Source organism: Micromonospora arida (assembly GCF_003857035.1).
Taxonomy (GTDB): domain Bacteria; phylum Actinomycetota; class Actinomycetes; order Mycobacteriales; family Micromonosporaceae; genus Micromonospora; species Micromonospora arida.
This window is the reverse complement of sequence record NZ_QGSY01000310.1, coordinates 1-13,769: the sequence shown is the minus strand read 5'-3', so window position 1 is coordinate 13,769 and position 13,769 is coordinate 1. Positions and strand designations below refer to the sequence as shown.

General features: G+C 71.6%; 13 protein-coding genes. 3 read left to right on the top strand and 10 right to left on the bottom strand.

Translation table 11 applies throughout. From position 1 onward, the window contains the following. Window positions 1–597 (top strand): hypothetical protein (locus tag DLJ58_RS31055; RefSeq protein WP_244219205.1); only part of this gene is annotated, 597 nt, incomplete at its 5' end. A 50-nt stretch (window positions 598–647) separates the two neighbouring features. Here the strand turns inward: DLJ58_RS31055 and DLJ58_RS31050 are convergent. Genes DLJ58_RS31050 through DLJ58_RS31030 form a run of 5 tightly spaced genes read right to left on the bottom strand, consistent with a single transcriptional unit; the run spans window position 648 to window position 6,269 of the window. After that, entirely contained in the window at window positions 648–2,288 is a 1,641-nt protein-coding gene (locus tag DLJ58_RS31050) for a sodium/solute symporter (RefSeq protein ID WP_124861946.1), read from the bottom strand. Further along, a complete protein-coding gene (locus DLJ58_RS31045) occupies window positions 2,289–2,702 on the bottom strand; it encodes a DUF485 domain-containing protein (protein WP_244219204.1) in 414 nt (137 codons plus the stop codon). Window positions 2,703–2,746: 44 nt separating this feature from the next. Next, the gene (locus tag DLJ58_RS31040; protein WP_124861943.1) at window positions 2,747–4,522 is read right to left on the bottom strand and encodes a DUF4153 domain-containing protein; all 1,776 of its coding nucleotides are present in this window, start codon (window positions 4,520–4,522) and stop codon (window positions 2,747–2,749) included. Next, a complete protein-coding gene (locus DLJ58_RS31035; RefSeq protein WP_124861941.1) occupies window positions 4,519–5,592 on the bottom strand; it encodes a sensor histidine kinase in 1,074 nt (357 codons plus the stop codon). The genes DLJ58_RS31040 and DLJ58_RS31035 overlap by 4 nt, the downstream gene beginning before the upstream one ends. Further along, window positions 5,589–6,269 (bottom strand): response regulator transcription factor, encoded by a 681-nt coding sequence (locus DLJ58_RS31030; protein WP_124861938.1) that lies wholly within the window; start codon window positions 6,267–6,269, stop codon window positions 5,589–5,591. The genes DLJ58_RS31035 and DLJ58_RS31030 overlap by 4 nt, the downstream gene beginning before the upstream one ends. 183 nt (window positions 6,270–6,452) lie before the next feature. On the opposite strand from DLJ58_RS31030, the gene DLJ58_RS31025 reads away from it, so the two are divergent. After that, window positions 6,453–6,821 carry a Uma2 family endonuclease gene (locus tag DLJ58_RS31025; protein WP_158629650.1) on the top strand — a complete coding sequence of 123 codons (369 nt, stop codon included), beginning with the start codon at window positions 6,453–6,455 and terminating at the stop codon, window positions 6,819–6,821. 61 nt (window positions 6,822–6,882) lie between these two features. On the opposite strand, the gene DLJ58_RS31020 is transcribed toward DLJ58_RS31025, so the two are convergent. From DLJ58_RS31020 to DLJ58_RS31000, 5 genes are all read right to left on the bottom strand, one after another. Next, window positions 6,883–7,545: a DUF5701 family protein gene (locus tag DLJ58_RS31020; protein ID WP_124861931.1), complete on the bottom strand. Its 663-nt coding sequence runs from the start codon at window positions 7,543–7,545 to the stop codon at window positions 6,883–6,885. 66 nt (window positions 7,546–7,611) lie between these two features. Beyond that, window positions 7,612–8,373 (bottom strand): LytR/AlgR family response regulator transcription factor, encoded by a 762-nt coding sequence (locus DLJ58_RS31015; RefSeq protein WP_088950711.1) that lies wholly within the window; start codon window positions 8,371–8,373, stop codon window positions 7,612–7,614. Between the two features lie 23 nt (window positions 8,374–8,396). Then, entirely contained in the window at window positions 8,397–9,623 is a 1,227-nt protein-coding gene (locus tag DLJ58_RS31010; protein ID WP_124861929.1) for a sensor histidine kinase, read from the bottom strand. A gap of 39 nt (window positions 9,624–9,662) precedes the next feature. Further along, a complete protein-coding gene (locus DLJ58_RS31005; protein WP_167493759.1) occupies window positions 9,663–11,234 on the bottom strand; it encodes a sugar transferase in 1,572 nt (523 codons plus the stop codon). 264 nt (window positions 11,235–11,498) lie between these two features. Further along, window positions 11,499–12,359, bottom strand: coding sequence for an Fpg/Nei family DNA glycosylase (locus DLJ58_RS31000; protein WP_124861923.1), 861 nt, complete (start codon window positions 12,357–12,359; stop codon window positions 11,499–11,501). A 136-nt stretch (window positions 12,360–12,495) separates the two neighbouring features. On the opposite strand from DLJ58_RS31000, the gene DLJ58_RS30995 reads away from it, so the two are divergent. Beyond that, window positions 12,496–13,767 carry a glycosyltransferase gene (locus DLJ58_RS30995; RefSeq protein WP_124861920.1) on the top strand — a complete coding sequence of 424 codons (1,272 nt, stop codon included), beginning with the start codon at window positions 12,496–12,498 and terminating at the stop codon, window positions 13,765–13,767. Window positions 13,768–13,769: the final 2 nt, after the last annotated feature.

Here is a 13,769-nt window from a genome sequence, read left to right as displayed (position 1 = left end):
ACCCCGACCCCGACACCCTCGACTCGCAACACCCCCGGCGCACCACCGTCGAGCCCGTCGACGACCAGCGGTAGCCCGTCGAACGGTTCCACCAGCCCGGCCATCCCAGCGGACGCACTGCTGCGGGCGTCGGACCTCCCGAGCGGTTTCCGGGCGGCCGGAAGTGACCTGGACGGTGACTGGTCGTTCAATTTCGCTGCCAGCTACGCCTGCGCGGACACACCGACGCTGTCGGCGAAGGAGCGCGCCGAGCGGGGTGCGGTGTTCGGGAAACCCGATGCGTCACTGGTCATCGAGCGAGTGCGGCGGTACTCCCTCGACGGCGCGAAGGCCACCATCGTCTGGGCCCGGACGGTGACCGAATGCAAGCGGATCAATGAGCTGTCCTCGTTGTCGATCGTCGACTCGGGATTCGCCGGGGATGGTTCGCTCCTGATCAGATTCGACGCCCAAGGCCTGATCAGTTACACACTTTTCGTTCGACAGGGTGATCTGGTCGCGGAGGTCTGGCTGGGCAGCTTGACCAACAGAACGGAGGCCCGACGGCTGGCACAACGGGCAGCCGACCGATTGTGCGCCGGCACCGACGCCTGCTGACCCGGCGGACCGTCGGGCCGTGACAGCCGGCCTCGACAAGGAGCTTGCGCCTACATGCGGAGGGCTTCCGGGGTGTGCAGGCGGAGCATGGTGGCGGCGATGTCGGCCGGGGCCCGCCTACGGGTCGCCATCGACACGGCGACCATCACGGTGAACGCCAGTGGCACCGTCCAGGCGGCCGGCTGCGCGATGAGCGTGGCCGGCCAGCCGGACAGCGGTGGGCCGAGCACGGTGACCAGCACCGCGCCGATCGCCGCGCCGCCGCCGGCCACCACGCCGGCGGTGGCGCCCACGTCGGTCAGCCCACGCCACCAGATGCCGAGCACCAGCAGCGGGCAGAAGCTCGACGCGGCGACCGCGAAGGCCAGCCCGACGACCTGCGAGACGTCCAGCCCGGAGACGTGCAGCGACAGCACCGCGGGCACACCACCGGCGATGACGGTGGCCAGCCGGAACCCGCGTACCGAGCCCCGGCCGAGCACGTCCGTCGAGATCACCCCGGCGACGCTGGTCAGCAGGCCGGACGAGGTGGAGAGGAACGCCGCGAAGGCGCCCGCGGCGACCAGCGCGGCGAGGAGCCGCCCGGCCAGGCCGTCGCCCAGGGCCGCTTCGGGTAGCAGCACCACCACCGCGTCGGTCTGGCCGCTGAGCAGCAACTGCGGGGTGTAGATCCGGCCGAGGACCCCGTACAGGGTCGGCAGCAGGTAGAACGCGCCGACCAACGCCAGCACGACCAGGGTGGTCCGCCGGGCCGCCGCGCCGTCCGGATTGGTGTAGAAGCGCACCAGCACGTGCGGCAGGCCCATGGTGCCCAGGAAGGTGGCCAGGATCAGCGAGTACGTGGCGAACAGGCCCCGGTCGTCGTCACCGGCGGCGCTGGGCAGCAACCAGTCGTTGGCATCGGTGGCCACCCCGGACACGTCCGGCACCGGATCACCGGCGGCGAAGGTCAACTCGTCGCCGGGGCGTACCTCTCGGATGTCACCGTCGGGCAGGGTGAGGGTCGCGCGGTGCTCGACCACGACGGTGGTCGCGGCCCGGAACGTCGGCCCGTCGGGCGGGGTCACCGCCGGGCGGCCGTCGGCCTGCCACTGCAGGGCCAGGAAGATCACCGGTACGGCGAGAGCGGTCAGCTTGAGCCAGTACTGGAACGCCTGCACGAAGGTGATGGCGCGCATGCCGCCCAGCGCCACGTTCGCGGTGACCACGGCCGCCACCAGCAGGGCTCCGAGAGGGTACGGGGAGCCGGCGACCGTGGCCAGGGTCAGCCCGGCGCCCTGGAGCTGCGGCACCAGGTACAACCAACCGATGAAGATCACGAAGGCGGTGGCCAGGATGCGGAGTCGACGCGACCCCAGCCGCAGCTCACAGAAGTCGGGCAGTGTGAACGCCCCGGAGCGGCGCAGCGGTGCGGCCACGAAGAGCAGCAGGGCCAGGTAGCCGGCGGCGAACCCGACCGGGTACCAGAGCACGTCCACGCCGTACTTGAGGACCAGCCCCGCGATGCCGAGGAAGCTCGCCGCCGACAGGTACTCCCCGCCGATGGCGGCGGCGTTCCAGGTCGGGCTGATCGCCCTGGACGCCACCAGGAAGTCGGACGTGGTCCGGGCCAACCGCAGCCCGTAGAAACCGATCCCGACGGTGACCAGGGTGACCGCGACGATGGCCGGGACCACGAAGTCGTTGCCCACTCAGCGCTCCGGCCGTTGCACCAGGTCGGTGAAGTCCTGCTCGTTGCGCTCCGCCAGCCGCACGTACGCCCAGCCCACGCCGATCAGGAACGGGAAGGAGGCCACCCCGAGCAGCAGCCACGGCAGGTTGACGCCGCCGACGGTGGTCCGGCCGAGCGAGGGCGCGATCGCGAACAGCCAGGGCAGCCCGCCCAACCCGATGGCCACCACCAGGGACAGCCGCAACGCCAGCGCGAGTTGGGCCCGGACCAGGCCGCGGACCAGCGCCTCGCCGACCTGGGTCTGCTGGGCCAGCTCGGCGCGGGTCCGCTCGGCGCGGGTGTCCTGCCTGGTGATCTCGGCAAGCACGATCCGGGACCGCCGGGGCGGCGGTACCGCACCGCTCGACCCCACGTCGGGGAGTTGCTTGGACACCCCGGCAGTCTCGCCCGCCGTACGCGATTGTCAAGCGTTCACACTCACCAGCGTCCCAGTTCGAGGCAGTAGGTCAGGGTGCCGCTCAGCGGAATCGTGTCGAGTTCCGCTCGGGCCCGCAGCCGGCCGAGGTTCGTCGCCCAGAGGCCGTCCCGGGGCTGCTCGGCGGCGATCTGCGTCAGTGCGCAGATGCGCATCGGATCGGGCAGTCGGGCCAACGCGGGTACCGCATCGGCGGACAACCCGGACACGTAGTCGACGTCCAACCGGCCGGTCTCCAGATACCTGTCGACGTTCCGGTCGGCGATCAACCGGTCGGGATTGACAAGCGCCAACCCGAGCAGCGCCAGCACTGCCGTGCCGATCACCAACCGGGGCAGCCACTCGGCCCGCAGCCGCACCACGGCGACCCCGACCAGGAGGAAGAGCAGCCCGAGCCACAGCTCCATGGTCGCCACGACAAGCCGCAGCCGGGTCGCCCCGTACGCGTCGGCGTAGACCTGCATCCGGTAGAGCGCCGAGGCGACGATCACCAGACTGAGCGCGGTGAGCGTGCCGAGCAGCACGCGGACCAGCAGCCGGTCCGCGCGGGTGGCCTTCGGCGCCCGGCGGGCGGCGACCGCGATCACCAGCAGGGTGAGTGCGGTGACGGCGAGCAGTTGCCAGAACCCGCCACGGGCGTACTGGGCGTAGGTGAGCCCGGCCGTACGCAGCACGTGCCCCGCGCCGCCGAACAACACCGTCAGCTGGACCAGCACGAACGCGGCGAACAGGGCGTCGAGCAACACCAGCGGGAGGGTCCACTCCAGTCGGTGGACCGGTCGCGACGGCCTCGGTCGCAGGCCCTCCAGGTCGGGTGGGCGGGTGACCAGGTACGCGCCGCCGAGCAGACCACCGCTTATCACCACCAGGCGGAACGTCCAGCCGATCACCCCGGGTACCGAGATGTCGGGCAGCAGGCCGGTGACCAGTTCGGCGAAGACCGCGTCGGCGGAGGAGAAGAGCAGCCCGAACAGCGTCAGCAGGACGGCGGAGATGGTCAGGCTGGTGAGGATCCGTCCGAAGCCGACCCCGGACCCTGCCGGGCGGGTGTCGCGTACTCCGCGTACCGCCCACGGGAGCGCCCGTACCGTCGCGGCGGGCGGCAGCGTCACGGCGACCAGCATACCGAGCGGGCTTCGCCCGCCGGTCACCGCGAGAGTCCCGGTCACCGCCGCCGCGAGCAGGCAGAGGGCGAAGAGCCAGCCGGCTGCCCGGACCGTGCCGACGGCGACCAACGCGACCGTCGCGGCGGCCCAGAGGGCCTGTTCCGCCCGCCCCGGTGCCCCCGTGGCACCGGGACGGGCGGTGACCGCCTGGACGGTCGGCTCGGGCGCGGCGGTCGGATCCGCCTGGACAGTCCGCTCCGGCGCGGCGGTTGGTCCCGGCGGAGCCGTCGGTGCCGCCGCGCCGGTCGGTGGAATGGCGCTCGCCGTCGGGGACGGCCTCCCGGAACGGACGACGCCGGCGGTGCCGAGGGCAGCGGTGACGGCCAGCGCGGCCACCAGCCAGCCGAGGCCGGGACGAACCGTCGTCAGGATCGACGCCCCGATGACCGCCGCAGCCGTCAGCGCCCCCAGCACGAGCGGACGGGCAGGTCCGGACGGCCCCGGCCAGCGGCGCTGGATCAGCGACGGGGGCCTGGGCGGGGCGGGTGCGACAGGCCACGCCTGAGGTCGGCCGGCGACCGGTGTGGCAGCCGGGCCGGGGCCGACGACCGGGGAGACCTGCGGTCCGGTCGGCCCGTTGGCCGGGAGTGGGGTGCTGCCAGGGCTGGTCATGCGGCCTCTTCTCGGTGTGGCCCGTCGCACGGGATGGTGACCTGGATGCGGCAGCCGGGCCGGTCGCTCCGGTGTGGTCCGCTCGGATCGAGGACACCGATCCGACCGCCGTGCAGTTCGACGACCCACCGGGCGATGGCCAGGCCGAGCCCGGTTCCGCCTCCGACCGACCGGTCGCCTCGGGTGAACCGCTCGAACACCCGGGAACGCTCGGCCGGCGGAATGCCCTGGCCCTCGTCGCTCACCTCGAAGCGGAGCTGGTCTCCGGCTTTCTCGGCGCTCAGCCGCACCGTGCCGCCCGGTGGGCTGTGTCGCGCCGCGTTGTCGAGCAGGTTCGCGAAGACCTGGTGCATCCGCCACGGGTCCGCGTGAACCGTCAGCGGTGCCGGCAGGTCACGGAGCTGGAAGCGCACGTCCAGACCGGCGCCGGACGCGCTGGCCGTGGCGTGCTCCACCGCCTCGTCGAGGAAGTCCCCCACGTCCATGCGTACGCGCCGCAGCGGCACCACCCCGGCGTCGAGTCGGGACAGGTCGAGCAGGTCGGCGACGAGGTGCCCGAGCCGTTCGGTCTGGGCCAACGCCGAACGCAGCGCCGCGGGTTCGGGGTCGGCGACCCCGTCCACCATGTTCTCCAGCACGCCCTGCAACGCGGTGATCGGCGTACGCAGCTCGTGCGAGACGTTGGCAATCAGCTCGCGTCGACGCTGGTCGGCGGCGTGCAGATCCTCGGCCATCTTGTTGAACGCCTGGGCCAGCTCGCCGACCTCGTCGCGGGAGGTGGCTCGGACCCGACGTGTGTAGTCGCCGCGGGCCATCGCCCCGGCGGCCGCCGTCATCTCGCGCAGCGGCGAAGTCATCCCGTGGGCGAGCACCTGCGAGGTCACCAGCGCGATGCAGATGCTGGTAACCGCCGTGCCGGGCGGGAGCCAACCGATGCCGTACCAGAAGTAACCGATGGCCACGGCCCAGGACGCGACCAGCAGGACGCCGAGTTTCATCTTGATCGAGCGGACGGGATCCAGTGGACGCGGTAGCACCCGTTCCAGCCAGTTGAACGCGCGGTCGATCATGCGGGCATCTCCAGGGCGTACCCGACGCCGTGGACGGTCCGGATCAGGTCGGCGCCGAGTTTGCGGCGCAGAGCCTTGATGTGGCTGTCCACGGTGCGGGTGCCGCTCCCGTCGACCCATCCCCAGACGTCGGCGAGCAGCCGTTCCCGGGGGAGCACCGTGCGGGGTCGTCCCGCGAGGTGGACCAGCAGGTCGAACTCGGTAGGGGTGAGGTGCACGTCCGCGCCGGCCCGGCGGACGCGTCGCTCGGCCTGGTTGATCTCGATGTCGCCGAGGCGGATGGCCGGCGGCGCGGGAGTGGCGGCGGCCCGCTCCATCCGACGCAGCAGGACATGCACCCGGGCGGTGAGTTCCCGCATCGAGAACGGCTTGGTGAGGTAGTCGTCCGCGCCGACCGCCAGCCCCACGAGCAGGTCGGTCTCGTCGTCGCGGGCGGTGAGCATCAGCACCGGCACCGGCCGGTCGGCCTGGATCCGGCGGCACACCTCCAGGCCGTCGAACCCCGGCAGCATCACGTCGAGGACGACGAGATCCGGCTGTCCGGCGTGGAACTGCGCGACCGCGCTGGGCCCGTCCGCCGCGATCTCCACAGTGAAACCCTCGGCCCGTAGTCGGGCGGCGATGGATTCGGCGATGGTCCGTTCGTCCTCGACCACCAGTACCCGGCGTTCGTTCATGGGTCCTGACTGTAGGGAGCGGCCGTGGAGATCAGTGGTTTGCGTTGTGAATAACCTGTGGAGAACCGCTCACGGCTGTGGATAACTCGGGGATCATGCCGGCTGGCGTGTGGGAACTCCGGAGGCTCGTTGTGGACAACCGACTGAGCTGTCAGGGTGGTCCGGTAGAGAGGAGGTGTGACGGTGACCAACCCTGCCCGGCCCGGCTGGGGTGACGCCTGGACGGTGGACGACCTCCAGGGCCTCCCCGAGGACGACCAGGTCTACGAGATCTTCGACGGCAGCCTGCTCGTGTCCCCCCATGCGGACGTCTTCCACGGCGCGGTCGCCAACCGCCTCCGCCGGATCCTCGACCGGCAGGCCCCCGCCGGTGTGCTCGTCGGTCAGGACATCGGGGTGAGTGCGAAACGCTCGTCGTACTTCGTGCCTGATCTCTTCGTCGCCGGTGAGAGCGCACTGGACAGCGGCGGCGCACCGAGCAGCCGTTCCCCCTCGCCCTGCCGCTGGCCGACATCTTCTGACCCCCGGGGCTTGATCCAGTCGGGGTGCTGAAAGTCGGGCCATCCGGGCCGGTGGGATGGCCCGACTTTCCGGAACCCTCGGCGTCCGACGGTCACTCCAGGCCGATGCGCTCCGGTCGGGCCGAGGCGGAGCCGAGCCAGGTGTGCGGGTTGCCGTACCAGCACCAGCCCAACTTGGGTGCGCCCTGGCTGATCCACAGCGCCGGCACCCGCTTGTCACCGCAGCGGGAGCCGACCAGCGAGAAGCACCGGTTGCTCGCCAACGCGGCCGGGTGCAGCGTGATGAAGGCGAGCCCCTCGTCGATGCTGAGCGGCAGTCGACCCTGGGCGGTGATCCCCTCCATGGCCGTGGCGGGTGCCAGGTTGCGGTACTCCTCGCCCCGGTCGACGTCGAAGAGCAGGTACGCCGGCCCGGCCGGCACCTCCAGCTCCTTGATCGGGTCGAAGCGGGGCAGGTCGTCCTCGGCGTAGTTCCGGTCGATGACGCCGGGCTTGCTCTTGCCGGCCAGGGTGGTCAGCTCCACCCGTTCCGGCACACCGATCAGGTCCCGGGTGATGACCAGCAGGAACGGCACCCGGGCGTCGGTGGGGGCGGGCAGCCCGGCGGTGCCCTCGACCGCGCTGGCCCGCAGTGGCGCGACCAGGTCGCGGAAGGCGCTCTCGGTCAGCCCGGCGAGGGCGGGGTAGCCGAGCTGCACCAGTCGGTCGAGTTGGCGGTCGAACTCGGATTCGGCGTCGAACGGGGTCTCGGTCACGGCAAGCCTCCCGGGAGTCGTACGGACTAGCGTACAACGTACGGTAGGGCTGCTTCCATTCCCGGCTCAGCGACTCCAATCCTGCTTCGCGGCCCTGACCAGCTTGTCCTTCAGCTCCCGGGTGTGCCGCCGGCTCACCGGCAGCTCGGTCGAGTCGATCACCACCACGTAGCCGGAGTTGACCAGCCGCAGCTCCGCGATCAACTTCAACTGCACCAGGTACGACCGGTGCACCCTGACGAAGCCGGCATCGGCCCAGCGTTCCGCCAGCGTGGCCAGGGAGACCCGCACCAGGTGCGACCCCTCCGCGGTGTGCAACCGGGCGTAGTCGCCCTGCGCCTCCACCCAGCGCACCGCCGACCGGGGCAGCATCCGGGTGGTGCCGGCCAACTCGATGGGGATGGTCGGGTCCTCCTCCGCGCGGGCCAGCGCCGCCGGGTGCGACGGCACCACCCGCGAGCCGATCACCCGGCGCAGCGACTCGGCCAGCCGATCGGCGCGCACCGGTTTCCGCACGTAGTCGGTGGCGCCCAGATCGAAGGCGTCCACCGCGCCGTCGTCGTACGCGGTGACGAACACGATCGCCGGTGGCCGGGCGAAGCGGCGCAACACCCGGGCCAGCTCCATGCCGTCCAGGCCGGGCATCCGGATGTCCAGAAAGACCACGTCCACGTCGCCGTCGCGCAGCAGCCGCAACGCCTCGGTGGCATCGCCGGCCGTGTGCAGCCGGGCCACCCGGGGGTCGGCCCGCAGGTGGTACGCCAACTCGTCGAGCGCGGGCGGCTCGTCGTCCACCGCGAGGACGCGCAGGAAACCGGACGCGTTCACCGCACCCGTCCCGGTCCGCTCGCTCACGACCCTGCCCGCACGCCGGGGTGGAACTTCGGCACCCGCATGCTCACCTTCGTGCCCGAGCCCAGCCCGGTCTCCACGACCAGGCCGAACCGGTCCCCGAAGACCGAGCGCAACCGCTCGTCGACGTTGGAGAGGCCGACGTGCTGGCCCATGTCGTCGCCCGGGTCGCCGGTGCCGCGGGCCAGCTCGGCGATGCCGGCGGTCAGCGTGGTCGGATCCATTCCCACTCCGTCGTCCTCCACCGTGATGTGGCATTCGGCTCCCGCGTCCCGGGCCTCGATGCTCACCATGCCCGTGCCCGGCTTGCGGGACAACCCGTGGCGAACCGCGTTCTCCACCAACGGCTGGAGGCAGAGGAACGGCAGCGTCACCGGCAGCACCTCCGGGGCGATCTGCAGCCGCACCTGCAACCGGTCGCCGAACCGGGCCCGCTCGATGGTCAGGTAGCGGTCGATCGACCGCAGCTCCTCGGCCAGCGTGGTGAACTCCCCGTGCGCCCGGAACGAGTACCTGGTGAACTCCGCGAACTCCAGGATCAGCTCCCGGGCCCGCTCCGGGTCGGTGCGCACGAACGAGCCGATCGCGGTCAGCGCGTTGTAGATGAAGTGCGGGCTGATCTGCGCCCGCAACGCGCGGATCTCGGCGCGGGCCAGCCGCTCCCGCGACGAGTCCAGCTCGGCCAGGGCGAGCTGGTTGCCGGCCCAGTGCGCCGTCTCCAGGGTGGCCTGCACCAACCCCGGAGGCGGCGGGCTGTCGGCGACCGCCACCAGCGCGCCCACCACCCGGCCGTCCGCCCCCAGCAGCGGTGCGACCACCGCCCCGCGGACCGGGCAGTCGACCCGGTCACAGTGCAGTTCCTGCTCAGCCAGCACTGTCGAGCGACCGCTGTCCACCGTCCGCTGGGCCGCCGCGAGCAGTTGCTCTCCGTGGTGCGTGCCGCGCCCGTCGAGGGCCAGCAGCCGGTCGGCGTCGGTGAGCGCCAGCCCGACCGCGCCCACCAGCGCCCGCAGATGCCGTACGGCCTTCGCCGCGCCCGCCTCGCTCAACCCCGCTCGTAGCGGCTCGGCAGCCAGGCCGGCGGTGTGCAGCACCTCGTAGGTGGCCCGCTGGGTGGCGGTGGCGATGCCACGGCGGGCTCGCAGCCGCAGCACCGCCAGCAGGGCTGCGGTCAGCGCGGTGACGAGTGAGACGACGCCGACCACGGCGGAGAGGTTGGCAGCCACGCAGCGATCCTCGCCCCTGCGAGCCGGCGCGCCAACCCTCTAGTACGCGCCCTTGCGGGCGAGCACCACCCCGACGGTGCGCCACAGGATGCTCAGGTCGTACGCGAGCGACCAGTTGTCGACGTAGTAGAGGTCCAGTCGGACCGACTCGTCCCAGGACAGGTCGGAGCGGCCGGAGACCTGCCACAGCCCGGTCATGCCGGGGCGGACCAGCAGTCGGCGGCGTACGTCACCCAGGAAGTCACCGTCGTCGGCCGGCAGCGGGCGGGGCCCGACCAGCGACATCTCGCCCCACAGCACGTTGATCAGCTGCGGCAGCTCGTCCAGCGACGTGGCCCGCAGGAAGCGACCGACCGGGAAGACCCGAGGGTCCTCCTTCATCTTGAACAGCATGCCGTCGGTCTCGTTCCGATCGACCAGGCTGGCCAGCCGGTCCTCGGCGTTGACGTACATGGTCCGGAACTTCCACACCCGGAACGTGCGTCCCTCGTGCCCCACCCGGGGCTGGCGGAAGAAGACCGGCCCGGGGTCGGAGATCCGGATTGCCACGGCGATGGCCAGGAAGAGCGGGACCAGCAGCAGCAGGCCGAGACCGGCGGCGACCCGGTCCATCAGGTTCTTGGCCAGCAGCGCCGGCCCGGAGAGGGTCGGCTCCTCGACGTGCAGCAGCGGCAGACCCTCGATCGGCCGAATGTGCACCCGGGGGCCGGCGATGTCGGTGAGCTGCGGCGCGACCACCAGGTCGACGCCGGAGCCCTCCAGCTGCCAGGCCAGCCGGCGCAACTCACCCGGCTCCGCGCTGGCCGACCCGCAGACGGCGATGGTGTCCCCACCGACCTCACGGACCAGGGCCAGGACGTCGCGTCCGGCGTACACCGGAACCGGGGTCGGCATGCCCCGGGCAGCCGCGTACCCGTCGGTGATGTGGATGGCGACGGGCATCAGCCCGGCGGCCGGGCTGCGGGTGACCGCCGCGTAGACCTCCAGGCACTCGGGCAGGGTGCCGACCAGCACCATCCGGTGCGCGGCCTGGCCGGCCCGCCGCCGGATGTAGTGCAACGCCCACCGGGCGACAAAACGACCCCACAGGATCAACAGCGTCGCGCCGACCAGCGCCGTGCCCACGGTGAACCGGGAGAGCTGGGTCACGGTGGAGAAGGCGAGGAACGAGACACTCGCGGCCACGGTCACCGAGGCGCGGATCACCCGCTTGAACTCGTCCGGGCCGAGCCCCAGGTAGCGCCGGTCGTACGCCCGGTTGCTCCAGAGGATGATCACCCAGCCGAGCGGGAGCAGCAGGTAGGAGACGGTGTGGAACCACGTCGGGTCCTGCTGGGTGCCGGAGAACCCGGAGGCAGCCTGGTCGAAGAGCTGGATCGCGATCCAGCTGGCGAACGCCGCCGCGCCGAAGTCGAGCAGCAGCAGGATCGCGATGTAGGGGCGGTGCCAGCGGGAGACACGGCGTCGCGCCCTGGTCCATGCCGACCGAGGTACGCCGTTGTGGGACGGCGGCGTCGGCGGCTGGATCTCGAAGCTGTCGACGTGCCGCACGAGTCTGCTCCGGCCTTCGTTGGTTACCGGGCGCTGGAGGCTTGCCGTCACCTCACCCATGTCCTCCCGCATGACACGGGCCGCTCACTCGGCGTGAAGGCCCGGGTCGCCCACCGTCCCAGTCTCCCACGCGGCTTCCGACCGATCGTCGCCCCGAAGGAGATTGGCGACCGACGGTGCTGGCGGGATCTGGCCGGCTCCGCACCATTTCAGAAGCCGGGGACCGGGCCACTATACCGATGGATGCGCGCGTGGCGAGAAGGGCGGACCGGAGCTTCCGCTCACGGAGGGAGATTCCGCTCCGTAGTCCTGAAGTGCAATTACTCACCGTACGAGGCGAGACAACCGACGGTCAGCGAGCGGCTTGCCGCCGGTCTGGCAGGTGGGGCAGTACTGCAGGCTGGAGTCGGCGAACGACACCTCGCGCACGGTGTCCCCGCATACCGGGCAGGGCAGCCCGGTGCGCGCGTGCACCTTCAGCCCGGAGCGCTTCTCGCCCTTCAGCTCCGCGGCCCGCTGACCGAGGGACCGCTCGACCGCGTCGCCGAGGACCTGTCGGGTGGCGGCGTGCAGGGTGGCGATCTGGGCGTCGGTGAGCCGATCGGTGATCGCGAACGGGGACAGCTTCGCGGCGTGCAGGATCTCGTCGGAGTACGCGTTGCCCACCCCGGACAGCACCGACTGGTCGGTCAGCACCCCCTTGACCTGTCCCCGCCTGCTCCGCAGCCGCTCGGCGAAGGTGGGCAGATCCGCGGCGAGCGCGTCCGGGCCCAGCTTGGCCACCCCGGGGACCGCCGCGAGGTCGGTGACCAGATATGCGGCCAGCTTCTTCTGTGTGCCGGCCTCGGTGAGGTCGAAGCCGGACCCGTCATCCAGGCGTACCCGCACCGCGATCGGGCCCTTGCCCGGACGTAGCGGGGTGGTGGAGGGGAACGCCTCCCGGTAGTGCAGCCAGCCTGCTCGCGCCAGATGCACCACCAGGTGCAGGTCGCCCTCGAAGAGGACGTCGAGGAACTTGCCGTGCCGACCGGCGTCGACAACCGCCCGGCCGGCGACCTCGGTCGGCGCCGGTTCGTACGTCTTCAGGGCGCTGATCGCGGCGATCTCCAGCCGATCGACGCGCCGCCCCACCGCGCGCTGACGCAGGTAACCCGCGAGCGCCTCAACCTCCGGTAGTTCGGGCACGACACAACGGTAGCCTTCTTTCCCGTGAGCGTGAGGAATGAGCTTGCGAGTCCCCACCGCGAGCGCGAGGAGTGAGCTTGCGAGCCCCGCAGTCGCGAGCAACAGTCGGCACAGCCGCGAACGAAAGGCAAGCTCCGTGAGAATCGTGGTGGCACACAACCGGTACCGGGAAGCCCAGCCTTCCGGTGAGAACACGATCGTCGACTCGGAGATCGCTCAGCTCACCGCCGCTGGCGTCGAGGTGCTGCCCTTCATTCGCAGTTCGGACGAGATCCCGTCGATGTCGAAGGCGGCGAAGGCGCTGCTGCCGATCTCGCCGATCTGGGCGCCGCGCGCCCAGCACGATCTGAGCCGGCTGCTCACCGAGCACCGACCGGACGTTCTGCACCTGCACAACCCGTACCCCCTTATCTCGCCCTGGGTGGTGCGGACCGCGCACCGGCACGGTGTGCCGGTGGTGCAGACGGTGCACAACTACCGGCAGGTCTGCTCGTCGGGGATCTACTTCCGCGACGGCGTGATCTGTCAGGACTGCAAGGGTCGGGCGTTGGGTGTGCCGGCGATCAAGCACCGTTGCTACCGCGACTCGGCGGTGCAGAGCGCGCTGATGGCGACGACCCTGGCCGTGCACCGGGGCACCTGGCGCTCGGTGGATCGGTACATCGCGCTCACCTCGGCGATCGCCGATCACCTCCGCGAGTACGGCATTCCGGACGAACGCATCGTGGTGAAGCCGAACTCAGTACCCGATCCGGGTCGGCCGGTGCCGCTGGGTGACGGGTTCCTCTACATGGCCCGGCTCTCCCCGGAGAAGGGCGTCGACCTGCTGCTGGACGCCTGGCGCCGGCACCCGGTGGGTGCGCTGGGCACGCTGCGGATCGCCGGTGACGGTGAGCTGCGCCCACTCGTGGAGGCAGCCGCCGCCGAGCGACCCGACGTGGTCTACCTCGGTCAGCTCGACCGGGCCGGCGTGCAGGCCGCCGTCGAGGCGAGCGCGGTGGTGATCGTCGCCGCGATGTGGCACGACGTGCTGCCCACCGTGATCATCGAGGCGTTGGCGAGCGGTCGGCCGGTGCTCGGTACGGCGTTGGGCGGCATCCCGTACCTGGTCGGGGCCGACGCCCCGCACGAGCCCGCCGGCACCGGGCCCGCCGAGATCGCCTCCGCGGTCGCCGGGGGCGGCGGCGGGTCAGCCATGCCGGCGGGGATCGGTCTGGGCGAGGCCGGTTGGGTGGTCGCCCCGGAGCCGGCCGCGCTCGCTGCCGCGCTGCCGGTCGCCCGCGCCGGAGCGTCCGGGCTGACCCTGGCCGCCCGCGCCCGCTACGAGCGCATCTTCCACCCCGACGTGGTCACCAAGCAGCTCATCGACGTCTACGCGGGCCTGGCCCGGACCCCCAACCCCGTCTGAAC

What these genes read in the sequence shown, in the direction of transcription:
- DLJ58_RS31040 (WP_124861943.1), bottom strand. Translation starts at nt 4,522, where the DNA reads ATGACCAGCCCTGGCAGCACCCCACTCCCGGCCAACGGGCCGACCGGA.
- DLJ58_RS31035 (WP_124861941.1), bottom strand. Translation starts at nt 5,592, where the DNA reads ATGATCGACCGCGCGTTCAACTGGCTGGAACGGGTGCTACCGCGTCCA.
- DLJ58_RS31030 (WP_124861938.1), bottom strand. Translation starts at nt 6,269, where the DNA reads ATGAACGAACGCCGGGTACTGGTGGTCGAGGACGAACGGACCATCGCC.
- DLJ58_RS31005 (WP_167493759.1), bottom strand. Translation starts at nt 11,234, where the DNA reads ATGGGTGAGGTGACGGCAAGCCTCCAGCGCCCGGTAACCAACGAAGGC.